The sequence below is a fragment of the Erwinia sp. PPS120 genome, from assembly GCF_047918655.1.
Lineage (GTDB): Bacteria > Pseudomonadota > Gammaproteobacteria > Enterobacterales > Enterobacteriaceae > Erwinia > Erwinia tasmaniensis_A.
The window spans coordinates 1-26202 of sequence record NZ_JBLREF010000001.1 but is presented as its reverse complement, the minus strand read 5'-3'; the positions used below and the strand labels follow the sequence as shown (position 1 = coordinate 26202).

Genomic DNA, 26202 nt, shown 5'->3' with positions numbered 1-26202 from the left:
CCTCAGACAAACAATCGGGAAACCAGATAGAACAGGCAGCAGTAGAGTGCTGTATTAAACAGTGCGGGATGCCAGACCAAATCGTAGATCCCGGTTGGCGTAAGCAGACGACGCACCAGCCAGAACAGCATCAGTGACACTATGATTTCAAAGAATATGGGCGGAAAGGAGAGCCCAAATATTACAATAACCGGAAGCATACTCATCTCTTATCCTTGTCAGTACTTAACCGGGCTCGCATTTGCCATACAAAAACCACCTCCCTTGCTCAGGGCGGCTGCTGTTTTACAGGTTGATGATGACAGTCCTGCTTGCATACTGTCAGATAATCATAACCGGCGCTCAATGAATAATAGCGTATCCAGGAGCCAGCATTTCGGCGAGTTGAGTTACAGAGGAGTAACCCGGCAGTGCTATAGTAACGCGGCTGACTATGTGTTTTCTACCTAATGTGATCTAAATCACTTTTAAGCCAGAGTTAATAATGGAAAGACTGAAAGGCATGACCGTGTTTGCACGGGTCGTGGAACTGGGCTCCTTCACCGCTGCCGCCCATCAAATGCAGATGAGCGTGTCTGCCGTCAGCCAAATCGTCGCGAAGCTTGAGGACGAATTGCAGATCAAGCTGCTCAACCGCAGTACGCGCAGCCTCGGCCTGACCGAAGCGGGAAAAATTTATTTTCAGGGCTGTCGGCGAATGATGGCTGAGGCACAGCAGGTGCACGAGCAGCTTTATGCCTTCAACAACACCCCGGTCGGTGCGCTGCGCATTGGTAGCTCTTCGACCATGGCGCAGAATGTACTGGCAACGATGAGCGCAGAGATGCTGAAAAAGTATCCGGGCCTGACCGTGAATCTGGTCACCGGCAGCCCGGCACCCGACCTGATTGCTGATGGCCTGGACCTGGTGATCCGGGTGGGTGCGCTCCAGGACTCAAACCTGTTTTCTAAACGACTCGGCTCAATGCCGATGGTGGTCTGCGCTGCCAGAAGTTATCTGGCCACGCATGGCGTGCCCGAAAAACCGACGGACATCAGCAATTTTTCCTGGTTGCAATACAGTGTCCGGCCCGATAACGATCTTGAACTGACCTCGCCGGAGGGCGTTTCGATCCGCCTCTCGCCGCAGGGCCGCTTCGCCACCAATGATTCACAGACGCTGATTAAGTGGCTGGGTGCAGGTTCCGGGATTGCCTGGGTACCGTTGATGTGGGTCATTGATGAGATCAACGCCGGTAAAGTGGACATTCTGTTTCCGCACTACCAGTCGGTACCACGCCCGGTTTATGCGGTCTATACCCAGAAAGATAAGCTGCCGCTGAAGGTTCAGCTCTGTATTGATTCTCTGACGGCGTATTTTGACCGGGTAGCGGATGTTTATCAGGAGTTCCGCGGGGAGTAAGGAATAAAAAAACGCCGCCCGGGCAGGCGGCATTATTCAGTCAGGCGGTTCCGCCTACGGTCAGTTTATCCAGCTTCAGGGTCGGCTGACCAACGCCTACCGGAAGACTCTGCCCCTCTTTGCCGCAGACGCCGACGCCTTTATCCAGCGCCAGATCGTTGCCTACCATCGAAATTTGCTGCATGGCCTCAATGCCGGAGCCGATGAGCGTCGCCCCTTTCACGGCTTTTGTGACCTTGCCCCGCTCAATCAGATAGGCCTCTGAGGTTGAGAACACAAACTTGCCGGAGGTGATATCCACCTGCCCGCCGCCAAAGTTTGGCGCATACAGGCCGTAATCCACGCTTTCGATAATTTCCTGTGGCGTGGATTTACCGTCCAGCATGTAGGTATTGGTCATGCGCGGCATCGGCAGATGTGCATAGGATTCACGTCGCCCGTTACCGGTTGGCTTGACTCCCATCAGGCGCGCGTTGAGCTTATCCTGCATATAGCCCTTGAGGATGCCGTTTTCGATCAATACATTGTACTGACCTGGCACGCCTTCATCATCCACGGCCAGCGAGCCGCGCAGCCCGTCAATGGTGCCATCATCCACGACGGTGCACAGCTCTGATGCCACCATCTGGCCCATCTGGCCGCTAAATACCGAGGTTCCCCGCCGGTTGAAGTCACCTTCCAGTCCGTGCCCCACCGCTTCATGCAGCAGAACACCCGGCCAGCCCGCGCCCAGCACCACCGGGATGGTCCCGGCAGGGGCCGCCACGGCGTTAAGATTCACTAACGCCATCCGCACCGCTTCGCGCGCCCAGGCATCAGCGCGAACTTCACCCGCTTCGTCAGCCAGGAAGAACTCGTAGCCGAAACGGCCGCCGCCGCCGCTTGAACCACGTTCGCGCTTACCGTTTTCTTCCACCTGAACGCTGACGGAGAGGCGAACCAGCGGTCGGACGTCTGTCGCGAGTGTGCCGTCGGTTGCCGCCACCAGAATCAGTTCATAGACGCCGCTCAGGCTGGCGCTGACTTCCTGTACCCGCTTATCCGCCGCACGCGCGGTACTGTCAACCCGATGCAGCAGGGCGATTTTTTCTTCACGGCTGAGGCTTTGCAGAGGATCAACTGCCGGATAAAGGGGACGGTTCATTACCGCGCCCAGCGTGCGGGAGATACCGTTGCCCTGCTCACGCACAATGCTGCGTGCAGCCATGGCGCTTTGCGTCAGGGCGTTTAGCGTAATCTGATCGGCATAGGCAAAGCCGGTTTTTTCGCCGCTGACCGCACGGACGCCGACGCCCTGGTCAATGTTCCAGGAGCCATCCTTAATGATGCGGTCTTCCAGCACCCAGGACTCGTGAAAGCTGGACTGAAAATAGAGATCCGCATAGTCGAGCTTGCGTTCAGAAAGCTGACCAAGCAGAGTAAAGAGATCCTGTTGATTTATATTATTCGCAGTTAGTAACTGCTCACTTACCAGATTCAGACTCATGTATTCTCGCTCTGTGTGGATGAGCCAGTAACCGCTGGCATCGCATTTCTATAGCCTGAGGCAATTCCCCGGTCACGTCAAATTCACTTCGCGCTGTTATCGCGCGGCTTTCGCAACACTTCGTCAATCTGGGGTTTATCAATCGGCCCGGAAATATGGTAGCGCAGCACCGATATCTTGTTCCAGAGCGGGCCCAGCACTTTGCTGGCCGCAAATACCGCCGCCCCAATCACCGGGTTTACTGCAAAGGCAGTAGCTACGCCCACCGTAGCGGAGATTTCCGGCGTGACTACCGCTTCCATATCAATCTGTCGTTTCACCAGGTCCATTTTACCCTTCATGGCAATATCCGCCTCCAGCCCGTCAACCAGCAGGTTATCGGTATGCAGCGTGCCTTTATCAATCCAGGCAGTGCCGTTAATGGAGTCGTAGAAAAAACCGCGATCGAAGGTATCGCTGAAATCAAGGCGCAGCTTGCGCAGTAGCGCATCGAAGCTCACCAGACGCAGCAGCTGTCCGGCGCGGCCCGTATTGACGTCGGCTATCTGACCCGCGCCAAAGTGGCTTTTCAGCACGCCGCTTAGCGTGGCCTCCGACGGCTGCCAGGGTGCCGACTGCCAGTGAAGATCGTAGTTAATCGTAAAGGGCGAGTCGCGCAGCGGCGAGTTCACGCCAAACCAGTTGGTGGCATCATTGACCTTCCGGCCACTCAGCACGCCTTTCAGCGCGGTACGCTGGGCGCCAGGACGGTTGACCCACTCGCCGTTCACCGTAAGCCGGGCGCTACCCGTATCAATCAACCCGTTACGCAGCGTCAGCGTATCACTGGTATGAGAGAGGTTAGCCTGCATCCGGCCAAACTTCTGCCCCCTTAGCCAGCACTGGTCACAGACGATATTTAGCGCTGGCCAGCGGCTGAAATTGATCCCCCGGGTATCCTCCGGCAGCGGCGATGCGCTTTTCTGCGTCTCCCACTCCGGGTTGTAATAAAGGTAGTTCAGATGACCCACCCAGGGCGAATGCTGATTCATATCCAGCGCGCCTGTAATTTCACGCCCCTTAACCTCTACGCGGGGATCGCCCGATACGCTCTGGCTGAGCGTTACGTTCAGATCGTGCCACTGCTGGCCCGCAAGAGTGAGCTGAGGCGTATGCAGGGTAATATTGCCGGGAATGCTACTCTTATTACGGGCTTCCAACCCACGGCCTGCCGTGCTGTCTGCGCTGAACAGGCCCAGCCAGGCGGCACCGTCCAGCGGCGGCAGATTAAGCACCATCCCGCTCTTGTCTGGCAGCGGCGGCGTCGCAGTGGCATTGTTTTCCCATATGCCACGCTCGACCCTGAGCTGTTTGCCCAGCAGCCATCTGCTGTTAAAACGGTTACGTTCTCCCAGCGCCCCGTTCAGGGTGAAAGCGGCCAGATTTCCTTTAGCATTAACTCTGACCGGCATCGCTACACCTGATGCTTTATCAAGCGGGTCAGGTAAGTGACTACTCACATTTTTCAGATCTCCGTCAAGGGCGATCTGATACTCAGCCCCCCCCTTGTGGGGTAAATTAATCAGAATATTGCTCTGCCAGCTGGCGCTGCCGCTGAGTTTTTTTCGCAGGCCGTCGGGAATGAGGTCTATTTTTGCCGGCTGCCAGTCGCCTTTCATATCAATACCAATATCGAAGCCTTTCGCTTCGTCGCGGGTAGAAAAGCTGACGTCTACTGGCTGACCAAACCAGCTGGCGGTAAGCGGCCCGCTTTGAAGATTGCCGTTATCATAGGTAAAGCGACCGTTAAGCGTATGCAGCGTGCTGTCCAGCGGTTTAATAAAAAGCGTATTATTTCTGAGGTTCACATTGCCGGTGGCATGCACCTCCTCGCCGTCCAGCGGAATATCCAGGTGTAAGTGACCACTTACATCACCACCTATTTGTAGCTGGTTCAGCGCCGCGCCCAGGGATGATTTCAGCGGGGAGAGATTAAAATAATTACCCACCTCTTTCCCTGACCCACTGATATCGCCGTCGATAATCAGCTTTTCCTTAACATAATCAGGGATGACGGCCGAAATGTTCCTGCCCTGCACGTCGCCAAGCTTCGTCTCCTGAGCCTTCATCCACAGCCCGTCGTTGATAAAGTCGAGATTTATATCGAGATTTTCAAGCGCGGGCCAGCCTGGCTGGAACTGATAGGTCGCCTGCCTCAGCGGAACCCACACCTCAAACATGCCGTCATTGTGTTTAAAGGGGAACAGGTGGGGATTACCGTGGAAGATCAGCGAGGCGTTATGCGCCTGACCGCCTTTGATCGCCCCGCTAAGATAATTAACCAGCGAGGTACCCATCAGCGGCTCCGGGAAATAACGCCAGGCATCCCCGGCCTGGGTGACATTGATTCCCGCCAGGATATCCAGCTGTGGCGCCTGTCCTTCAGACTGTGTATAGCTAAAATCACCCCTGGCCCACAGAGATCGGGCCTTGATATCCAGCTGGTCGCCAGCCAGCATCAACCGATCGTGACTGTACTGCCAGCGGATCCCGCCCGTGGCCTGCTCAATCTCCAGCGGCGCGCGGAACATCGAGCCATACGGCAGGCTGGCATCACGTACGTTAAATTTCAGCTGCCCGTTGGCGACGGCGCCCGACACGCTGCCGCTAAAGTGTTTCATCCCGGGAAGGAGCTGCCAGTGCTGCCAGCTCAGATCCTGCCAGCTGGCCTGAAAGCGGCTCCGATCGGGCTGCGCGAGCGGCACATCCACCGCCAGCACGTTAAAACGTCCGCGTGGCTGCAGTGCACGCCAGTTATTGAGCAGCCGCGGCGACAGTTTGGCAAACAGGGGGATCAGCGGATCAATACGTTCGATATCCAGGTTGTTCGCGCGCACGCGAATTTCGTCCTGACGATCGGGGCCCGGCAGCTTACTGTCTTCTGGCAGCCAGAGCAGGGATAACTGCCCTTTCGGCCAGGGCTTGCCGTCAGTGACCAGATTGGTTTGCGGCAGATGTATGCGCCAGCCATTGTTATAACGGGCAATATGGGCGGTAACGTTATCGACGGTGAGCCGGTGAGCCTGCCTCTCGCCCTGCCAGCCTGCGCCGCCCTTTTTAAGCAGTACGTCTCCGTCATAAATTTGCCCGTCCTTCAGGCTCATCCACGCCGCCAGGCTGAAACGCGCGCTTTCCAGGCTGGTATTATCGTGCATCCACTGTCCGAGCCAGGGCCTGACGTCCACGTCATCGGCCTGCATCCAGACCCGACCGGTGTCGAGATAGCCGTTACTGTCGCTCAGATCCAGTCGTACCTGAACCTCGCCGTGCTGACCGGTGAAGCTTGAGAGGTTTACCAGTCCTTCTGCCCGATGGCGGTTTTTTTCATTCAGCCAGGTGAGCTGTGGAATATCCAGGCGGGCGCGCTGGCCGGAGGGCGTGAGAAAGCTAATCTGGCTATCGCGCAGGTCGAAATGGTCAAACTGGCGCAGGAAGAGATCGCTGAACTGCCCCGGCTCCAGCTGCATTTTATCGCTGTTTCCGCTGGTCAGCGGCGTGTTGGTGGTGAGTCTGAGATGATAAAAGGTGAGGTTGCGAAACTGCCAGCGCAGATGCAGCAACGACTGCCAGACGTCCAGCGCCAGTGAAATGCGATCGACCCTCAGTTCGCCGCCATCCTTCAGGCCAATCTGAATCTGCTTTACTTCCAGCACCGGGCCAAAGTTCTGCCACTGACCGCTAAGCGCACTTGCCTGTACCGGCATCCCGATGACGGACGAGACCTTTTCCAGCAGGGGCTCACGCCAGCTATTCATGTGGGGCATAACCAGTCGTAGCCCGCTGGTAAGCAGCGCAACAATGACTACAACTATTGCGCCGGTTAGCAGCAGAATCTTCGGCAATTGCCTCACACACCTCTCCTTGTCTTCCGCGAGAGCGGAAAGTCATCACGCACCCTCGTCATATCCTTCCAGCGAACGAAATGGATTAGGGTGCACAGGCTGTAGTTTACCCAAACGAAGTCGATTTATCAGCAGGCGAAGCAGGAGGGTGGAAACCCTCCCGCAACGTTACATCATTACCACGTCAAATTGCTCCTGAGTATAGAGCGGTTCTATCTGCACTTTCACCTGCTTGCCGACGAATATTTCGACTTCCGCCAGGGCATGTGACTCGTCGGTTTTCAGCGCTTCACCCACCGAAGGGGAAACATAGACCAGAAAGCGATCGGAATCATAGGCATGATGTACACGAACAATTTCGCGCATAATTTCATAGCAGACGGTTTCGACGGTTTTTAGCGTACCGCGCCCTTTACACACCGGACAGTCCTGGCACAGGACGTGCTCAATGCTTTCACGAGTGCGCTTGCGGGTCATTTCCACCAGCCCAAGCTGAGAAAAGCCATTGATCCCGGTTTTAACCCGGTCTTTGCTTAACGCCTGTTCCAGCGAATGCAGCACGCGACGCCGATGGTCGTCGTTACTCATATCAATAAAATCAATAATGATAATGCCGCCCAGATTGCGCAGGCGGAGCTGGCGGGCGATCGCCTGAGTGGCTTCAATGTTGGTATTGAAAATGGTTTCATCAAGATTGCGGTGACCCACAAAGGCGCCAGTATTGATATCAATAGTGGTCATCGCTTCGGTCTGATCGATAATCAGATAGCCGCCTGACTTTAGCTCTACCTTACGATCGAGCGAGCGTTGGATCTCATTTTCCACATCAAAGAGATCGAAAATGGGCTGGTTACCGGTATACAGCTCAAGCTTAGCGGTCATTTCCGGGATATATTCCCCGGTAAACTCCACCAGCTGTTCATAGCTCAGCCGCGAATCAATCCGTACACGATCGAGCGCCGCACCGGCAAAATCGCGCAGAATGCGCTGCGAGAGCGCAACCTCACCATACAGGCGATAGCGGGTCTGATTGCGCTTTTTACGCTCAATCACCTTGGTCCACAGACGCTTAAGAAACGCCGCATCGGACGCCAGCTCAACTTCGCCCACCCCTTCTGCCGCCGTACGGATAATATAGCCGCCCAGATCGTCACAGTAGGAGGAGACGACGGCCTTGAGCCGGTTGCGTTCCGCTTCGCTTTCAATACGCTGTGAAACGCCAACGTGCGATGCGCCAGGCATAAACACCAGATAGCGTGAGGGCAGCGTGATATCGGTAGTCAGACGCGCCCCTTTTGTGCCCAGCGGATCTTTCACCACCTGAACCATCAGATCCTGCCCCTGACGGACCAGCTCGGAGATATCGCGCACCGAGAAGTTTTTCTGCTCCTCCCCGGCTACGCACTCCGTGTGCGGCATAATGTCAGACGCATGCAGAAAAGCGGCCTTTTCCAGACCGATATCGACAAAGGCTGCCTGCATCCCCGGTAATACCCGGCTGACGCGGCCCTTATAAATATTGCCGACGATGCCCCGACGCGCCTCACGCTCAATGTGGATCTCCTGCAGGATCCCGCCGTCAATATAGGCAACGCGCGTTTCCGATGGGGTAATATTTACCAGCAGTTCAGCCGTCATTGTTTGCTTTTGCCTCACGCATCGCGGTGAAATTGCTGAACAGCTCCGCAGTTTCTACCAGCGGTAATCCCACGACGGCATGATAGCTGCCGTTGATTTTCCGCACAAAATTTCCACCCAACCCCTGAATGCCGTAGGCACCCGCTTTATCCATCGGTTCACCGCTGGCAATGTAAGCCGCGATATCTTCAGGGGTAAGAATGCGGAACGTTACCTCGGTCTCTACCAGACAGTCCAGCTGCTGGCGGCGATCGGCCAGGGCAATAGCGGTGATCACCCGGTGGGTTTGCCCTGAAAGCTTCGTCAGCATCGCGGCGGCGGCGGCCTCGTCAGCCGGCTTTTCCAACACCTCATTATGCAGAACGACGATAGTATCCGCGCCCAGCACGGGCAGATCGCTTTCCGCAACGGCGACACCTGCCCGTGCTTTTTCACCCGCAAGACGGCGGGCATAGGCTTCGGCGGTTTCGGCAGGGTATTTTTGCTCTTCAACCTGCGTGGAGAGACGCTCAAACCGCAGGCCAAGCTGCGTCAGCAGCTCACGACGGCGCGGGGAACCAGAGGCCAGATAAAGGGATACCATAATCTTCCTTATTGTACGGCGAACTGGCGGCGTATTTTTCTCATCAGTAAAAACAGCCAGGGCCAGAGGATACCGTCTATTACGCTGTTCCAGAAAATCTCTGGTCGGAACGAGACGTTTATCACTAAAAATTCAGCCCAGAATACAATGACGTCCATTGCCAGCGACAGCACCATTACCATCAGTGCCTGCTGCCAAAGCGCAAGGTTGCGGAACAGCTGGAATTTGAACGCCACCAGGTACGCAATGATACTCAACGCCAGCGCACGAACGCCCAGCGTCGAGCCAGAGATAAGATCCATTATAGATCCCATCACAAAGCCCGTACCGACATTCACCCGGTGTGGCAGTGCCAGCACCCAGTAGATTAAAATCAGAAGCAGCCAGGATGGCCGGAACATATAGAGCTGTTCCGGCCAGGGCATAATTTGCAGAACCAGCGCGAGCAGAAATGACAGCCAGATTACCCACCTTCCATGGCCACGATAGCTACTCAAGGCTGACTCCGTCGCGGGGCTGAGGGCGATACCCCGGCCGGTTGGGCTGCAGACGCACCGGACTGACTGGCGGCAGGAGTGCCAGACTGAGTGGCGGTGCCAGGCTGAGTGGCCGAAGACGTCCCGCTGCCGTCATGGGAGGCACCCGGTGCTGGTGGCCCAGTGATCTCACCGGCGGCGGGTAGCACCTGCGGCATCATCTGCATCAGACGCTCGTTAGCAACCCGGTGAACCTCGTCCGGTGCCATCGGCATAGTGCCGTTACGATCGGCTCCCCACAGTAAAAGCAGGTAGCGCAGGCGTTGCAGCCCCGCAGTAGGCCGGGCCTGAATAACGGTATAGGCGCGCTGCGTATCGAGCTTAACACTGGATACCACACCGACCGGATAGCCTTCCGGGAAACGTCCACCCAGACCGGAAGTAACCAGTACGTCGCCGGGACGGATGTCGGTGTTGCCCGGCAGGTGTTCCAGTTGCAAATCCTCGGTACAGCCGTTACCCGCAGCAATCACGCGGATATCGTTGCGGAGCACCTGAATGGGCAGCGCGTGCGACGAGTCGCAGATCAGCATCACGCGGCTGGTAATTTTGCCGACGGCAACCACCTGGCCGACCACACCTTTGTCGCTGATAACCGGCTGGCCTTCGTAAACGCCATTGACGCTGCCCTTATCGATCACGACCTGGTCGGTATAGGGATCGGTGCCGGTGGAAATCACCTGAGTGACCATCTTCTGCTCGTCCTGACGCAGCGGTGAGCCAAGCAGTTCACGCAGACGTGCGTTTTCCTGCTTGTACTGTCCCAGCATCAGCAGTTCGCTGTTTTTGATCATCAACTCACGTTGCAGCGCTTTGTTTTCCAGCTCAAGCTGCTGGCGGGAGGCCAACGTTTCAGAAACGTTGTCCAGAATTTGACGTGGCCCATTGGCCAGAAAATAGAAGGGGCTGACCGCAGTATCCATATAGGTACGTATCTGGGTAAAAGCGCCCATGCGGCTGTCGGCGATAATCACACCTATCGCTACCAGTACCGCTAAAAATAAGCGTAACTGCAGGGATGGTCCCCTGCTGAAGATCGGCTTCATAAACTCGGCGTTTTCCTCGACAACATGAAAAAGGAGTGTAGGAAATCCCACACCCCTTCAGGCAAATTATTCTTCGCTGAACAAATCGCCGCCGTGCATGTCGATCATTTCCAGTGCTTTACCGCCTCCACGAGCAACGCAGGTCAGCGGATCTTCAGCAACCACAACCGGAATGCCGGTCTCTTCCATCAGCAGGCGATCAAGATTACGCAGCAGTGCGCCCCCGCCGGTCAATACCATACCGCGTTCTGATATATCAGACGCCAGCTCTGGCGGGCACTGTTCCAGGGCAACCATCACGGCGCTAACGATACCGGTCAGAGGCTCCTGCAGTGCTTCCAGGATTTCATTGGAGTTAAGCGTAAAGCCGCGCGGTACGCCTTCAGCAAGGTTACGTCCACGCACTTCAATTTCGAGAACGCCATCGCCAGGATAGGCCGAGCCAATTTCGTGCTTGATACGTTCAGCGGTCGCTTCACCAATCAGCGAGCCATAGTTACGGCGCACATAATTAATAATGGCTTCATCAAAACGGTCGCCGCCGATGCGTACGGAGGAGGAGTAGACCACGCCGTTGAGGGAAATCACCGCTACTTCTGTCGTACCGCCACCGATGTCAACCACCATGGAGCCGGTCGCTTCTGACACCGGCAGGCCGGCACCGATTGCGGCTGCCATAGGCTCCTCTATCAGGAACACCTCACGTGCGCCAGCGCCCTGCGCCGACTCGCGAATAGCGCGACGTTCAACCTGAGTTGCACCCACGGGTACGCATACCAGTACGCGCGGGCTTGGGCGCATAAAGCTGTTGCTGTGAACCTGTTTGATAAAGTGCTGCAACATCTTCTCGGTCACAAAGAAATCGGCGATAACGCCATCTTTCATTGGCCGGATAGCGGCGATATTACCGGGGGTACGCCCCAGCATCTGTTTAGCGCCATGACCCACTGCCGCAACGCTCTTAGGAGAACCGGCACGATCCTGACGTATAGCAACAACAGAGGGCTCATTCAGAACGATACCCTGTCCTTTCACGTAAATCAGGGTATTGGCGGTACCCAGGTCGATGGACAAGTCGTTGGAAAACATGCCACGGAATTTTTTAAACATACTAAAGGATAATCCTGCAAGCTGGGGGCGGAAAAAATCCGCTTACTTTACCAACCACGCGAAGCAGCGACAAGGCGCAAAAACAGTCTGCTCCGGTGAAAAAAACGCTATCTCACACCTGCGTCACAACCCGAAAAACCAGGGGCAAACAGAGCGCCTGTCTGCGAGCTTCTCGCCCTATTTCAACGTTGGTAAGCGGACATAACGTACATGAAACTTTACATTTAACGGTGCCCGGACTGTCAGGGGCACCCTTTGCCGGCACCACAGCCGCGCGGCTATTCTACGTGAAATCCTGCTTAACGGCAGGCTAAACTCGATATCTTTTCGAATATTTTTTCACATTGCTGCTAAGAGGTTCAGAAGGGGCAAACAGATCGCCCTGTCCGCCTTCAACACCCAGTTCAGTAAGGGTTTGCCACTCTTCACGCGTACGTACGCCAGCGGCGAAAACACGCGTCGCCGTCCCTTTACAGCCCTCAAGCAGACTTTGCACCAAAAGTTGATTCTCGGTGCGGCGATCAATGCTACGTACCAGACCCGGATGCAGTTTTATCAGCTCAACAGCAAACTGCTGAATGTAGAACGTACTGACCACTGTTAAGCCGGCCTGGTTGATGGCAAGTCGACAGCCAAACCCCTTAAGTAAGCGAAGCGCAGGCCGCAGACGATTGATGTGTTGACACACATCTGCTTCTGCAAGTTCAAATAAAATCTGATTTCTTTGCGATTTAATGCATTGCAGCAGCATATCGCGCAGCCAGTGCTGAAAAGATTGTTGTAATAACGCATCCACCGTCAGGGGGATCGTCAGCGTCTCATCCGGCCAGAGCGGCAGCAGCGCGAGAATGCGGGTGACCAGCTGGTGGTCGTATATCTCTGCCATCCCCATTTGCTGCACCAGCGGCAAATACTCTGCGGCGAGCAGCTCTTTGTCACCGTCGAAAATTCTTGGCATCAACTCCCGGTGGTGCACAGTGCCATCGCTCAGCACGGCGGGCTTTTGATACAGGCGCGGCCCGCCCCGTGCAATCGTATTCTCCAGCAGCGTCCGCCATTTCACGCTGCCGCGCGCCAGCTCTTGCGTGGGCGCCTCCCCCACTGACCAGCCATTCCCCCCTAGCAGCACCGCGTTACGTGTCGCCATCTCAACACTTTCCATTACCTGCTGGGTAGTCTGGCCGCTGTGCCAGCCGCTGATACCAATATGAATCATATCTTCGCGATTCAGCATGGGGGTGGGAGGAAGAGCGTCGACGGCGGTGATCAGCTGTGAGGCCATGCTGTCTGCATCTTTCAGGCTGCGGTGAGGCAGAAGCACGGCAAAATCGCTGCGGAAATAGCGCGCCAGCAGGGCTCCCGGATAGCGAAGCACAAAGGTGGACAACAAATTAATCATTGCATAAAGATAATCCTGAGTCTGCGTATGTCCCCAGCTTTCGCGCAGGGCGTCAAAGTCAGGCAGCCGGATCATCATGACCATGCCGTGCGCACTTGCCGTTTCAGAATCGTCCAGCATGGTCGCCAGCTGATTGTCAAAAAAAAGCCGGTTATTGAGCCCCGTTTTCGCATCTTTCGCGGCAAAAGCGCGGATCAGCGTGTCTATACGGTTACGCTGCTCGCTCGCAACATAAAGATCGGCCAGCAGCATATCAATAGCCGAACTCGCCTTAGGGGGCCATTCATGTATCGACCCCCGACTGACCCGATTACGTTCGCCCTTCAGCACGTCACCTGCGCGTAGCTCAAGCCGCTCCATCCCTTTCAACTGCCGGTAAAGCCAGCGGTGAAAAAGCAGCAGCGCTATCGTCATGACCACGACGATAGTGGCAATAACCGTCAGGATAAAACTGCCTATAAATGAATTTAGCCAGGTTTTTGTCGAGTCCACCCACCAAAGATTCAGCGAACTGTGGGGGTGAAGAGGCAGCGGGAATACGCTATGACGAATTTTGTTGGGCTCATCGTGGAGTACTGCATTTTGATGACGCTGTAGATTAAAACGAGATCCACTCGCCTCCGTTAACTCAATCCGGGTGATTTGCAGGGGCCCCATCATTGGCTGCATCCAGGCCGCAATGTGGTCGGGTGACTGAGTGAGTAGCGCACTGTCCACCTCACCTGCCAGCTCCTGTAGCCGGTGCTCTGCCCGGAGATTGCTAAGATAGAAAAAGCTCAGTACGCACCCCACCAGCATAAGAAGCATTGCCAGTATGCTTAGAAGGGTGAAAATTGCAGAAAGTCTGGTCGTTAATCGCATCCCTGTGCCCATATTTACCGCAGTTAAAGATATGCCATATCCGTTCTGTCAGCGTATAGAATGGCTGTGGGGCCAACAATACGTCAGATTACGGGTTTTCGCATGGAAGTACCTGCTCCGTCAGATAGTTGTTTGCCTGATATCAGAATAGTGGTTATTACGTAAAGTAGGCTGGCAGCGTGCTTTTTTTATCCTTACCTAACGTTAATTCAGGAGATTCCTATGCAGGCTCTGGTTCTTGAACAGTCAGAAGGCCGTACCACTGCTATCGTGAGGCCCCTTTCGCCGGACGCGCTTCCCGCAGGAGAGGTCACCGTAGATATCGACTGGTCATCGCTGAATTATAAAGACGCGTTGGCGATAACGGGCAAAGGGAAAATTGTGCGTAAGTTTCCGATGGTGCCCGGCATAGATTTCGCCGGTAGGGTTCATCACAGCGAAGATCCCCGCTTTCACACGGGACAAGACGTTCTCCTGACCGGCTGGGGCGTCGGCGAGAATCACTGGGGCGGACTTGCAGAGCAGGCCCGGGTGAAGGGTGACTGGCTGGTGCCCATGCCTGAAGGGTTGGATGGCAGAAAAGCGATGATAGTCGGTACGGCGGGTCTGACCGCAATGCTTTGCGTGATGGCCATTGAGGAGGGTGGCGTGCTGCCCGGTCAGGGAGATATCCTGGTGACCGGTGCCAGCGGCGGCGTGGGAAGCACAGCAGTGGCGCTGCTGAGCGCGCTGGGCTATCGGGTAACGGCAGTCAGTGGACGGGCATCGACGCATGATTACCTGCGCCAGCTGGGCGCAACAGAGATCCTCTCACGCGCTGATGTTGATAAAGAGACGCGGCCGCTTGAAAAACAGCGCTGGGCGGGGGCCGTCGATACGGCAGGAGACCGTACGCTGGCCAGCATACTGGCGCAGACAAATTATGGCGGTGTGGTGGCAGCCTGTGGGCTTGCGGGCGGCTTCGGACTGAACACCACGGTGATGCCTTTCATTCTGCGGAATATTCGCCTTCAGGGCATCGACTCCGTTAATACCCCTTTCGCCCGTCGCACCGACGCCTGGCGAAGAGTAGTGAAAACCCTTCCTGCAGCCTTTTACCAGCAGGCGGCGCGCGAAATCACCCTGCATGAAGCGGCAGAAAGCGCAGCAAAACTGCTCAATAACGGCCTTACCGGGCGCACGCTGGTAAAAATTCGCTAAGCGGGGACGGAGGCGACAGATCGCAATGACACATTTTTGCGGCCAGACTCGCAGTTTCCGAAATCTTTGCGCATGATAGGTATTGTAGAACTATTCGCCAGTGGAGCGCGCCCGATGAAACATGTTGATAAACTTACTGAAAATGACGTCACACCAGAAAGCGTGTTCAACGCTCAGCGCCGCCAGCTGCTGAAAACGCTGGGAATTAGTGCCGCAGCTCTCTCTATCCCCCCTGCTGCGCAGGCTGACGTTCTTTCGTGGTTCAAAGGCAACGATCGCCCTAAAGCGCCCCCAGGCAAAGCGCTGGACTTTAGCAAACCTGAGCGTTACCAGACGGCCCTGCCCCTCACGCCTGAAGACAAAGTGACCGGTTACAATAATTTCTACGAGTTTGGCCTGGACAAAGCCGATCCTGCCGCCAATGCGGGTACGCTTAAAACCACCGACTGGAAAATTGAAATTGGCGGCGAGGTGGCAAAACCCCTGACGCTGAACATGGACGACATCTTCAAACGCTTCCCTCTTGAGCAGCGCATTTATCGCATGCGCTGCGTGGAAGCCTGGTCGATGGTTGTGCCGTGGGTTGGTTTTGAACTGGGTAAGCTACTGCGGGCGGCAGAGCCGACCAGTAACGCCCGCTATGTGGCGTTCCAGACCCTCTATGCACCCGATGAAATGCCCGGCCAGAAGGATCGCTTTATCGGCGGGGGCATCGACTACCCCTACGTGGAGGGGCTCAGACTTGATGAGGCAATGCATCCCCTGACCCTGTTAACGACCGGCGTGTATGGTAAAGCCCTTCCACCGCAAAATGGCGCGCCGATCCGCCTGACGGTACCCTGGAAATATGGTTTTAAAGGCATTAAGTCGATTGTTAAAATCACTCTGGTAAGAGATATGCCCCCCACCACCTGGAATCAGCTGGCATCTAATGAATACGGTTTCTATGGCAATGTGAATCCGCATGTCGATCATCCTCGCTGGTCGCAGGCCACCGAGCGCTTTATTGGGTCGGGCGGTATTCTGGACGTGAAACGCCAGCCGACACTGCTGTTCAACGGCTATGCCAGTCAGGTGGCCTCGCTCTACCATGGCCTTGATCTGCGGGAGAATTTTTAGTGAAGCGTCTGACGCTCAGGCAGATAACGGCGTTTAAAGTGCTGCTGCACCTGGCAGGATTTCTTCCGCTGCTGTGGTTGTTTTTATCGATCGATCAGGGCTGGCTCAGTGCCGATCCGGCCAAAGACATTCAGCACTTTACCGGCCGGATGGCACTAAAATTCCTGCTGGCCTCGCTGCTGGTAACGCCGCTGGCCCGCTATGCCAGGCAGCCGTTGCTTATTCGCGTACGTCGCCTGCTGGGCCTGTGGTGTTTTGCATGGGCGACGCTGCATCTGGTGAGCTATTCGGTGCTGGAGCTGGGTATCAGTAATCTGGGCATGTTAGGTTCGGAGCTGATTTCCCGTCCTTACCTGACGCTGGGGATTATCAGCTGGATAATACTGACGGCGCTGGCTGCAACCTCGTGGCAGAAAGCGCAGCGAAAATTGGGTAAGCGCTGGCAAACTCTGCATAATTTCATCTACCTTGTGGCCGTGCTGGCACCCGTGCACTATCTGTGGTCGGTCAAAACCTTTTCTCCGCAGCCATGGATTTATGCGTTTATTGCCGCGATCCTGCTGGCACTACGCTATAAAAAGTTCCGCCAGTGGCTGCGCTAGCGCCCGTCAGGAGTGTGTCCGATCCCGCATAATGTAAAATTAACTGCCCCTGATTTCAGAAGGGCAGTTGATAATCTTCGCTGATACGACCAGTATTTAGCTGCTAATTGCCCCGAAATCGTTATAATGCCCGGCTTTAAACCTGCGTGCGTGCCAATTTTCATCCTTATAGGTGACAAATGGCTTTTGCCGATGTATTTTGTCCGATGCCCTATTTATCGCAGGAGATAGCAGCAAGATGGCCGATAAGTTTCACATACTGCTTTTGAACGGTCCCAACCTTAACCTTCTCGGTACGCGTGAACCTGAGAAGTACGGTACAACCACTCTGGCAGAGATCGTCAGCGAATTAACTTCGCAGGCTGACGCGCTTCAGGTGAAGCTAAGCCATCTTCAGTCGAATGCAGAATACGCTCTGATTGACCGTATTCATGAGGCCAGAGGCAATACTGATTATATCGTCATTAATCCGGCCGCCTTCACGCACACCAGCGTTGCACTTCGTGATGCCCTGCTTGCAGTCAGCATCCCGTTTATTGAAGTGCATCTCTCTAACGTGCATGCTCGCGAACCGTTTCGCCACCATTCTTATCTTTCTGATATTGCTGCCGGCGTAATTTGTGGACTTGGTGTCGACGGTTATACCTGGGCTTTACAGACGGCGGTCAAACGCCTGTCACAATCTCATTAAACAGAGTACGGAACCACACTCATGGATATTCGTAAGATTAAAAAACTGATCGAACTGGTTGAAGAATCAGGCATTGCTGAATTGGAAATTTCTGAAGGGGAAGAGTCCGTTCGCATCAGTCGTGCGCCTGTGAATACGGGCTACCCAATGATGCAGCAGGCTTATGCAGCGCCAATGATGCAGCAGCCCGCCCTGGCAACAGCCGTTGCACCTGCAACCTCTCCGGCGATGGAAGCGCCTGCTGCTGCTGAGATCAGTGGTCATATCGTACGTTCACCAATGGTCGGTACCTTCTACCGTACACCAAGCCCGGATGCCAAAGCATTTGTGGAAGTGGGTCAAAAAGTTAACGCTGGCGACACGCTGTGCATCGTTGAAGCGATGAAAATGATGAACCAGATCGAAGCCGATAAATCCGGCGTAGTGAAAGCGATCCTGGTCGAAAGCGGCCAACCCGTTGAATTTGACGAGCCGCTGGTAGTCATCGAATAACGAGGCGAACCATGCTGGAAAAAATTGTAATTGCTAACCGCGGTGAAATTGCACTGCGCATCCTGCGCGCCTGTAAAGAGCTGGGCATCAAAACCGTTGCCGTACACTCAAGCGCTGACCGCGATTTAAAACATGTACTGCTGGCGGACGAAACCGTATGTATCGGCCCGGCACCGTCCGTTAAAAGTTACCTGAATATCCCTGCACTGATCTCCGCAGCGGAGATCACCGGCGCCGTGGCGATTCACCCCGGCTATGGCTTCCTGTCCGAAAATGCGGACTTTGCCGAACAGGTTGAGCGTTCAGGCTTTATCTTTATCGGTCCTAAAGCTGAAACTATCCGTCTGATGGGTGACAAAGTCTCCGCCATCAACGCGATGAAAAAAGCTGGTGTTCCGTGCGTACCCGGTTCAGACGGTTCGCTGAACGATGATATGGATAAAAACCGTGCCTTTGCGAAGCGTATCGGTTATCCGGTGATCATTAAGGCCTCCGGCGGCGGCGGCGGTCGCGGTATGCGTGTCGTTCGTCACGATAAAGACCTTGAACAGTCCATTAATATGACCCGTGCGGAAGCGAAAGCGGCTTTCAACAACGACATGGTCTATATGGAGAAGTACCTGGAAAACCCTCGCCATATCGAGATTCAGGTACTGGCAGACGGTCAGGGCAACGCTATCTATCTCGCCGAGCGCGACTGCTCAATGCAGCGTCGCCATCAGAAAGTGGTTGAGGAGGCGCCAGCGCCAGGCATCACCGAAGAGATGCGCCGCTTTATCGGTGAGCGCTGTTCAAAAGCCTGTATCGACATCGGCTATCGCGGTGCGGGTACCTTTGAGTTCCTGTTTGAAAACGGTGAGTTCTACTTTATTGAGATGAACACCCGTATTCAGGTTGAACACCCGGTAACGGAGATGATCACCGGTGTGGATCTGATCAAAGAGCAGCTGCGGATTGCTGCCGGTCAGCCACTGTCGATCAAACAGGAAGACGTGATTATTCGCGGTCATGCGGTTGAATGCCGTATCAACGCAGAAGATCCGAATACCTTCCTGCCCAGCCCGGGTAAAATCACCCGCTTCCATGCGCCAGGTGGTTTTGGCGTTCGCTGGGAGTCGCATATCTATGCTGGATATACCGTGCCGCCGTATTACGACTCCATGATCGGCAAGCTTATCACCTACGGTGAAACCCGTGAGGTGGCTATTGCTCGCATGAAGAATGCGCTGGCCGAGCTTATCATCGACGGCATCAAAGTTAACGTTGAGCTACAGATGAAGATTATGAGCGACGAAAACTTCCAGCAGGGTGGAACCAACATCCACTACCTGGAGAAGAAGCTTGGTCTTCAGGAAACCTGATTAGCCTGATGTTTCGCCAAAAAGGCCGGTCTGACCGGCCTTTTTCTTTACGTATAAAAGTACCAGGTGAGGTATCGACATGGACAAACGCTTTGTTCAGGCTCATCGCGAGGCCCGCTGGTCCCTCTGGCTGGCCGTCGGCTATATAATAGCCTGGTCACTGATGGCCTGGCTTCCCGACAGTAAATCCGGCTTCACCGGGTTGCCACACTGGTTTGAAATGGCCTGCATGCTGGTTCCCGGCGTATTTATACTCCTGTGCTGGCTGATGGTCAGGCTGGTCTTTCGTGACATTCCTCTGGAGGACAAGAGTGAGACTTGAGATCATTCTGCCGCTTATCGCCTATCTGCTGCTGGTAGCCGGGCTTTCTGTCTATGCCATGCGTAAGCGCCAGAACGGTAATTTTCTGACGGAATATTTCCTGGGAAGCCGGTCAATGGGCGGTTTCGTGCTGGCAATGACGCTGACCACCACCTACATTAGCGCCAGCTCGTTTATCGGTGGACCAGGGGCGGCCTATAAATATGGCCTGGGCTGGGTATTGCTGTCGATGGTACAGGTACCCGCCGTCTGGCTGTCGCTGGGCATTCTCGGCAAGAAATTTGCCATTCTTGCGCGACGCTATAATGCGGTAACCCTGAACGATATGCTGTATGGACGCTATCGCAGTCCGCTGCTGGTCTGGTTTGCCAGCCTGAGCCTGCTGATTGCGTTTATAGGCGCGATGACCGTCCAGTTCATTGGCGGCGCACGCCTGCTGGAGACGGCGGCTGGTATTCCCTACGATACGGGGCTGCTTATCTTTGGCGGCGCGATCGCGCTCTATACCGCGTTTGGCGGCTTTCGCGCCAGCGTACTGAATGATGCCATGCAGGGTGTAGTGATGCTGGCTGGCACTTTCCTGCTGCTTTTTGCGGTGATTCATGCCGCTGGCGGCCTCCATAGCGCCGTTAATAAGCTTCAGCAGATTGATCCTCAGCTACTCTCCCCGGGCGGCGTGGATAATATCCTTAGCCCAACGTTTCTCGCCTCGTTTTCCGTGCTGGTCTGTTTCGGCGTCGTGGGGCTACCGCACACGGCGGTGCGCTGCATCTCCTATAAAGACAGTAAGGCCGTGCATCGGGGAATGATCCTCGGCACTCTCGTGGTAGCCGTGTTGATGTTCGGCATGCACCTTGCTGGCGCGCTGGGCCGGGCCGTGATGCCTGACCTGACGATCCCCGATAGTGTGATCCCCACGCTAATGATCCATGTGCTGCCGCCGCTGGCGGCGGGGATCTTTCTCGCCGCGCCGATGGCCGCCATTATGTCGACCATCAATGCCCAGCTTCTGCAATCTTCTGCAACGATCGTAAAAGATCTTTATTTGCGGGTTCGCCCGCAGCAGATGGATAATGAGCGGCTAATGAAGCGGATGTCCAGCATCATTACCCTTGTGCTGGGCCTGCTGCTGCTGGGTGCAGCGTGGAAGCCACCTGAGATGATTATCTGGCTTAACCTGCTGGCGTTTGGCGGCCTGGAAGCCGTCTTCCTGTGGCCACTGGTGCTCGGTCTTTACTGGGAGAAAGCCAATGCAGCAGGCGCCCTGAGCAGTATGATCTCCGGCGCAGGCTGCTACACGCTGCTTGCCAGCCTGTCGCTTCAGCCCTGGGGCTTTCATCCTATCGTGCCGTCACTGCTGATAAGCCTGACCGCATTCGTCATTGGAAACCGCTTTGGTCATACCGACACGTCATCCGCGGTGGCGTCAACCCCGTTTAAATAAAGAGAAATGCAATGCCCTGGATACAAATGAAAATCAACACCACCGGCGCTCAGGCTGAAGAGATGGGCGATGCGCTGCTCGAGAATGGCGCCGTATCAGTAACCTTTCAGGATACTCATGATAACCCGGTATTTGAACCCCTTCCCGGGGAAACCCGTCTGTGGGGTGATACAGACGTCATTGGTCTGTTTGATGCCGAAACCGAGATGCAGAACGTGATTACGGGCTTATCACAGCTTCCGCTATTGGGCGCAAACTTTTTGCATAGAATTGAACAGATTGAAGATAAAGACTGGGAACGTGAATGGATGGCAAATTTCCATCCTATGCGCTTTGGCCAACGCCTGTGGATCTGCCCAAGCTGGCGAGATGTTCCCGATCCCAGCGCGGTGAATGTGATGCTGGACCCAGGCCTGGCATTCGGTACGGGTACCCATCCTACCACGGCGCTTTGTCTCTCCTGGCTTGATGGTCTGGATCTGGCGGGCAAAACGGTGATCGACTTTGGCTGCGGCTCCGGGATCCTGGCAATCGCAGCATTAAAGCTGGGGGCCGCGAAGGCGATTGGGATTGATATCGATCCCCAGGCGATTCAGGCCAGTCGGGATAATGCGCAACGTAACGGCGTTTCAGATAACCTGACGCTTTATCTGCCGCATGAACAGCCTGATAACCTCAGTGCCGATGTGGTGGTCGCAAATATTCTTGCTGGTCCACTCCGTGAACTTGCGCCCCTGATTAGCGTGCTGCCAAAAGCAGGGGGTCATCTGGGTCTTTCAGGGATACTGGCGAGTCAGGCAGAAAGCGTATGTAAAGCTTATGAACAGGCGTTTATCCTGGATCCTGTGGCAGAAAAAGAGGAATGGTGCAGAATAACGGGCACCACAGTGTCTAAAAATTGATCAAAATCAAACATGGTTACGCTTTAGTAATATACATATTGAAATAGTAACAATGAGTTATTAGCATCCCAATCCCGCCGTGAACGTCGTTGTTCGCGGCTTTTTTTGGATAGTTACTATGAAATTTAAAATCAACTCCTGCACGTTAGTTTTAGCACTTCTTACTGCCCCGTTCGTTCATGCTGACGCTCACGGCAAATGGTCATACTCCGGGGAAAGTGCACCAGACAAATGGGGTACGCTTAACCATGCCTTTGCCACCTGTGAGAAGGGGTTTAATCAGTCACCGATTGATATACAGAAAACCATTAAAGGTGAGCTCCCCCCCCTGTCTATGTCCTTCAACGCTAAGGATAAATCCATTATTAATAATGGGCATACTATCCAGATCGACGTCAATGATGGCGATCATTTAGTGGTAGATGGCACTACTTTTACCCTGAAACAGTTTCATTTCCACACGCCGTCTGAAAATCTTATTGATGGGCGGACCTACCCGCTTGAAGTTCACTTTGTGAACAGCAGTCCCCAGGGGGAGCTGGCGGTGATCGGCGTAATGATTGATGAAGGGCAGGAGAACCCCGTCATCGCTGATATTTTGAATAATATTCCTGCGCGGATTAATCAGGCGCAGAAGCTGAGTAAACCGCTTGCACTCGCGAACTTAATGCCGGGCGACAAACACTATTACCGCTTTAGCGGATCTCTCACCACCCCGCCCTGCACTGAAGGCGTTCGCTGGCTGGTGATGAAAGACCCGGTATATGCTTCTAAAGCACAAATCGCTGCGTTTGAGGCGGCGCTGGCACAGAAAAACAGTCGTCCAGTACAACCGCTCAACGGCCGGGTCGTTATTCATTAACAGTTTCGCCCATTCCTGGTGGGATCCACTGCTTTTCACGCTTTCTATCATCACATCTGCCGGTAAAAGGCAGATGTGATGCTTTTTATGCGGATCGGCATACATACAAAAAGAAATAATATGATGATATTTTAACCATATATTTTTAATGTATTGATATATATGGCTAAAATGTCAATTTTCCGGTCACTCTGTTCTGACCACGCTTGGTTAAAGACAATTGTTCAAAGTTTGGCCTTTCATCTTACTGAAAAAATGCGTAATATACGCCGCCTTGCGGACACACAATGGTCACTTTTTTTTCATGCGCATAGGAAATCACCAGCTTCGCAATCGTCTGATTGCAGCACCAATGGCCGGGATTACCGACAGGCCTTTCCGGACTCTTTGTTATGCAATGGGTGCTGGTATGACCGTATCCGAGATGCTGTCGTCAAACCCTGAAGTTTGGGCAAGCGATAAATCACGGCTGCGCATGGTACACAGTGACGAGCCCGGTATTCGTACCGTGCAAATTGCCGGTTGTGACCCGGTAGATATGGCTGAAGCCGCACGCGTTAATGCTGCATCTGGCGCGCAGGTTATCGACATTAATATGGGTTGTCCGGCCAAAAAAGTGAATCGTAAGATGGCGGGATCCGCCCTGTTACAGCATCCGGAACTGGTGAAGTCTATCCTCTCTGCGGTGGTGAACGCGGTAGATATTCCTGTTACGCTGAAAATTCGCACCGGCTGGGACACAGACAACCGCAACTGTGTAGAGATTGCCCAATTGGCTGAGCGCTGTGGCATTCAGGCTTTGACCATACATGGCCGTACTCGTGCCTGTATGTTCAACGGCAACGCTGAATACGACAGCATTCGGACAGTTAAGCAGAACGTTTCCATTCCCGTTATCGCGAATGGGGACATTACTGACCCGCATAAAGCCAGAGCCGTTCTTGATTATACGGGGGCTGATGCCCTGATGATAGGACGAGCGGCTCAGGGGAGACCTTGGATCTTCCGGGAAATCCAGCACTATCTGGACACTGGGGAGCTGCTGGCACCGATGCCACTGGCTGAAGTTAAGCGCTTGCTTATCGGGCACCTACGGGAACTGCATGATTTTTATGGTCAACGCAAAGGATATCGTATTGCCCGAAAGCACGTCTCCTGGTATCTCCAGGAGCATGCCCCAAACGACCAGTTTCGGCGCACATTCAACGCCATTGAGGATGCCAGCGAACAGCTGGAGGCGTTGGAGGCATACTTCGAAAATCTTGCGTAATAGAAATAAAGAGCTGACAGAACTATGTTCGAACAACGCGTAAATTCTGACGTACTGACCGTTTCCACCGTGAACTCACAGGATCAGGTGACTCAAAAGCCACTTCGTGATTCGGTCAAACAGGCACTGAAGAACTATTTTGCTCAACTGAATGGTCAGGATGTGAATGACCTGTATGAGCTGGTATTGGCTGAAGTTGAACAGCCACTGTTGGACATGGTGATGCAATACACCCGTGGCAACCAGACACGTGCAGCCCTGATGATGGGTATCAACCGCGGTACGCTGCGTAAAAAACTGAAAAAATACGGCATGAACTAACTCGGGTTTATTGTCATCAAGGCGCTACCGTACTGTTAGCGCCTTTTTTACAGGTTATTCTTCCTCAGAATTGTCTTGTTTGTGTAAAGTGCCGTTTGCCGAACTAACTTCCTGACGATACAGTTGTCAAAATTCATGTATCGCTGGTGATGTATATCTTTTGGCGCTACCTCCCCTTGTACGCTAAAAGAGAGAAATATGAAGGTTTCACCTCGTTTTACCTTAGGCCTGATGCATCCCCGTTATTTTGTTACGTGGATTGGACTGGGACTGCTGTTTGTACTTGTTCAGTTGCCCTTCCCTTTCCTCGAGAAGCTGGGTACGTGGATGGGCCGGACCTCTATGCGCTTTCTTAAGCGCCGTATTCGTATTACCCGACGTAATCTGGAACTTTGTTTCCCTGATATGCCTGCGGATCAGCTTGAAAGACGTATCGTGAAGAACTTCGAATCACTCGGTATGGGTTTGCTGGAGACGGGTATGGCCTGGTTCTGGTCCGATCGCCGCGTTCGACGCTGGTTTAAAGTCAACGGCCTGCATAATCTTCGCGAGGCTCAGCAGAATGGGCGTGGCGCTCTGATTATCGGCGTACATTTTATGTCACTTGAGCTGGGTGGCCGGGCAATGGGCCTGTGTCAGCCGATGATGGCAATGTATCGCCCTCACAATAACAAGTTGATGGAGTGGGTCCAAACCAAAGGACGCATGCGCTCAAATAAGGCGATGATCAACCGTCGTGACCTGCGAGGCATGGTGCATGCACTTAAGCAGGGAGAAGCCGTCTGGTTTGCGCCAGACCAGGATTATGGCCCCAAAGGCAGCGTATTTGCTCCGCTGTTTGCCGTGCCTGAAGCCGCAACGACCAGTGGTACCTGGATGATAGCCCGTATGGCAAAGCCCGCGATGATAACCGTGGTACTCATTCGTAATGAAGACGGTGGCGGCTATGAGCTGGTAATCCAACCGGAGCTCAAGGATTACCCGATTGATGATGAGCAGCGCTCCGCTGCTTATATGAACAAGGTCATTGAGCGCGAAATTATGCGTGCTCCTGATCAGTACATGTGGCTACATCGCCGTTTCAAAACGCGCCCAGCCGGAACCACTTCGCTGTACTGATTTTTCTCTATGACCCGAGCCAGCTGCTTAGCTGGCTTAATATCCCTCCTCTCTTTATCATCTCCTGCCCTTTACTTCTCTCCTACTCTGTACCACGTTCTAATCTGTAGAGGTTTACCGTCACTTGATAATGCGCTTGTTGTTATCTGGACAGTCTCTCTATGGGCTCGTACTGCTTCAGCTTGATACCTTAAAACTCAACGTATGTCTTACACCATCTGAAGAAGAGACGTCAGAGATAATCAGCTTATGGCAGATGTCCGGCATACATGCTCGCAGCTCAGCCGGTTTCATGACAAAGAAGTTCGTTCTTGGATAGATGATGTCTCGTATACGATGTTTAAGCTGGCTGAGGACGATATCGTCCTGTTGTGTGGCATGCATAAAATGGGTTTTGTTCGTACAGGATTGATAAGATTATCTCCAGCGACCGCAGTCAGCTGAGCTGGCTCTGAATGTAACAGGCCTGCCCGTGGGGCCTGTCTCTTATACACATCTCCGAGCCCACGAGACTGGTTCTCATATCTAGTGTGTCGTTTTTTTTTTTGAAGAAGG

Annotated in this window: 23 protein-coding genes; 14 read left to right on the top strand and 9 right to left on the bottom strand. The window is 54.1% G+C overall.

Annotated elements, in window-relative coordinates:
- Positions 1–2: 2 nt before the first annotated feature.
- Positions 3–206 (bottom strand): p-hydroxybenzoic acid efflux pump operon protein AaeX, encoded by a 204-nt coding sequence (gene aaeX, locus ACLRGG_RS00115; protein WP_013204079.1) that lies wholly within the window; start codon positions 204–206, stop codon positions 3–5.
- Between the two features lie 278 nt (positions 207–484).
- Between aaeX and aaeR the strand changes: the two genes are divergently transcribed.
- On the top strand, positions 485–1402 hold the full coding sequence (gene aaeR, locus ACLRGG_RS00110; RefSeq protein WP_416247851.1) for an HTH-type transcriptional activator AaeR: 918 nt from the start codon (positions 485–487) through the stop codon (positions 1400–1402).
- Between the two features lie 40 nt (positions 1403–1442).
- Here aaeR and tldD read toward each other — a convergent pair whose 3' ends face one another.
- The 8 genes from tldD to csrD all read right to left on the bottom strand — a co-directional run bounded on the left by tldD (position 1443) and on the right by csrD (position 13942).
- On the bottom strand, positions 1443–2888 hold the full coding sequence (tldD, locus tag ACLRGG_RS00105; RefSeq protein ID WP_416247850.1) for a metalloprotease TldD: 1446 nt from the start codon (positions 2886–2888) through the stop codon (positions 1443–1445).
- Between the two features lie 83 nt (positions 2889–2971).
- Positions 2972–6778, bottom strand: a complete 3807-nt coding sequence (yhdP, locus tag ACLRGG_RS00100; protein WP_416247849.1) for an AsmA2 domain-containing protein YhdP — start codon at positions 6776–6778, stop codon at positions 2972–2974.
- Positions 6779–6937: 159 nt separating this feature from the next.
- Positions 6938–8407 carry a ribonuclease G gene (gene rng / locus ACLRGG_RS00095; protein ID WP_416247848.1) on the bottom strand — a complete coding sequence of 490 codons (1470 nt, stop codon included), beginning with the start codon at positions 8405–8407 and terminating at the stop codon, positions 6938–6940.
- Positions 8397–8990, bottom strand: a complete 594-nt coding sequence (locus ACLRGG_RS00090; RefSeq protein WP_416247847.1) for a Maf family protein — start codon at positions 8988–8990, stop codon at positions 8397–8399. The genes rng and ACLRGG_RS00090 overlap by 11 nt, the downstream gene beginning before the upstream one ends.
- Positions 8991–8998: 8 nt before the next feature.
- Positions 8999–9487, bottom strand: a complete 489-nt coding sequence (mreD, locus tag ACLRGG_RS00085; RefSeq protein WP_067710233.1) for a rod shape-determining protein MreD — start codon at positions 9485–9487, stop codon at positions 8999–9001.
- A complete protein-coding gene (mreC, locus tag ACLRGG_RS00080; RefSeq protein ID WP_416247846.1) occupies positions 9484–10572 on the bottom strand; it encodes a rod shape-determining protein MreC in 1089 nt (362 codons plus the stop codon). The genes mreD and mreC overlap by 4 nt, the downstream gene beginning before the upstream one ends.
- 66 nt (positions 10573–10638) lie before the next feature.
- Positions 10639–11682 (bottom strand): rod shape-determining protein MreB, encoded by a 1044-nt coding sequence (gene mreB / locus ACLRGG_RS00075; protein WP_067710229.1) that lies wholly within the window; start codon positions 11680–11682, stop codon positions 10639–10641.
- 310 nt (positions 11683–11992) lie between these two features.
- Complete coding sequence (gene csrD / locus ACLRGG_RS00070) at positions 11993–13942, bottom strand: RNase E specificity factor CsrD (protein ID WP_416247844.1); 1950 nt, start codon at positions 13940–13942, stop codon at positions 11993–11995.
- Positions 13943–14164: 222 nt separating this feature from the next.
- Here csrD and acuI point away from each other — a divergent pair, with 222 nt between their 5' ends.
- From acuI to lpxP, 13 genes are all read left to right on the top strand, one after another.
- Positions 14165–15142 carry an acrylyl-CoA reductase (NADPH) gene (gene acuI / locus ACLRGG_RS00065; protein ID WP_416247843.1) on the top strand — a complete coding sequence of 326 codons (978 nt, stop codon included), beginning with the start codon at positions 14165–14167 and terminating at the stop codon, positions 15140–15142.
- A gap of 114 nt (positions 15143–15256) precedes the next feature.
- Positions 15257–16261 (top strand): protein-methionine-sulfoxide reductase catalytic subunit MsrP, encoded by a 1005-nt coding sequence (msrP, locus tag ACLRGG_RS00060; RefSeq protein WP_416247842.1) that lies wholly within the window; start codon positions 15257–15259, stop codon positions 16259–16261.
- Complete coding sequence (msrQ, locus tag ACLRGG_RS00055; protein WP_416247841.1) at positions 16261–16863, top strand: protein-methionine-sulfoxide reductase heme-binding subunit MsrQ; 603 nt, start codon at positions 16261–16263, stop codon at positions 16861–16863. The genes msrP and msrQ overlap by 1 nt, the downstream gene beginning before the upstream one ends.
- A 238-nt stretch (positions 16864–17101) precedes the next feature.
- Positions 17102–17554: a type II 3-dehydroquinate dehydratase gene (gene aroQ, locus ACLRGG_RS00050; protein WP_416247840.1), complete on the top strand. Its 453-nt coding sequence runs from the start codon at positions 17102–17104 to the stop codon at positions 17552–17554.
- 21 nt (positions 17555–17575) lie between these two features.
- Complete coding sequence (accB, locus tag ACLRGG_RS00045) at positions 17576–18046, top strand: acetyl-CoA carboxylase biotin carboxyl carrier protein (RefSeq protein ID WP_067710217.1); 471 nt, start codon at positions 17576–17578, stop codon at positions 18044–18046.
- 11 nt (positions 18047–18057) lie between these two features.
- Positions 18058–19407: an acetyl-CoA carboxylase biotin carboxylase subunit gene (gene accC, locus ACLRGG_RS00040; protein ID WP_416247839.1), complete on the top strand. Its 1350-nt coding sequence runs from the start codon at positions 18058–18060 to the stop codon at positions 19405–19407.
- A gap of 79 nt (positions 19408–19486) precedes the next feature.
- Positions 19487–19729 (top strand): YhdT family protein, encoded by a 243-nt coding sequence (locus tag ACLRGG_RS00035; RefSeq protein WP_416247838.1) that lies wholly within the window; start codon positions 19487–19489, stop codon positions 19727–19729.
- Positions 19719–21173 (top strand): sodium/pantothenate symporter, encoded by a 1455-nt coding sequence (panF, locus tag ACLRGG_RS00030; RefSeq protein WP_416247837.1) that lies wholly within the window; start codon positions 19719–19721, stop codon positions 21171–21173. Before ACLRGG_RS00035 ends, panF begins: the two co-directional genes overlap by 11 nt.
- 11 nt (positions 21174–21184) lie before the next feature.
- Positions 21185–22075 carry a 50S ribosomal protein L11 methyltransferase gene (gene prmA, locus ACLRGG_RS00025; RefSeq protein ID WP_416247836.1) on the top strand — a complete coding sequence of 297 codons (891 nt, stop codon included), beginning with the start codon at positions 21185–21187 and terminating at the stop codon, positions 22073–22075.
- A 79-nt stretch (positions 22076–22154) separates the two neighbouring features.
- The gene (locus ACLRGG_RS00020) at positions 22155–22937 is read left to right on the top strand and encodes a carbonic anhydrase (RefSeq protein ID WP_416247835.1); all 783 of its coding nucleotides are present in this window, start codon (positions 22155–22157) and stop codon (positions 22935–22937) included.
- A gap of 304 nt (positions 22938–23241) precedes the next feature.
- Positions 23242–24207, top strand: coding sequence for a tRNA dihydrouridine synthase DusB (gene dusB, locus ACLRGG_RS00015; RefSeq protein WP_067710254.1), 966 nt, complete (start codon positions 23242–23244; stop codon positions 24205–24207).
- A gap of 24 nt (positions 24208–24231) precedes the next feature.
- On the top strand, positions 24232–24528 hold the full coding sequence (gene fis / locus ACLRGG_RS00010) for a DNA-binding transcriptional regulator Fis (protein ID WP_000462905.1): 297 nt from the start codon (positions 24232–24234) through the stop codon (positions 24526–24528).
- A 198-nt stretch (positions 24529–24726) separates the two neighbouring features.
- Entirely contained in the window at positions 24727–25647 is a 921-nt protein-coding gene (gene lpxP, locus ACLRGG_RS00005; RefSeq protein WP_416247834.1) for a kdo(2)-lipid IV(A) palmitoleoyltransferase, read from the top strand.
- The last annotated feature ends 555 nt before the right edge of the window (positions 25648–26202 follow it).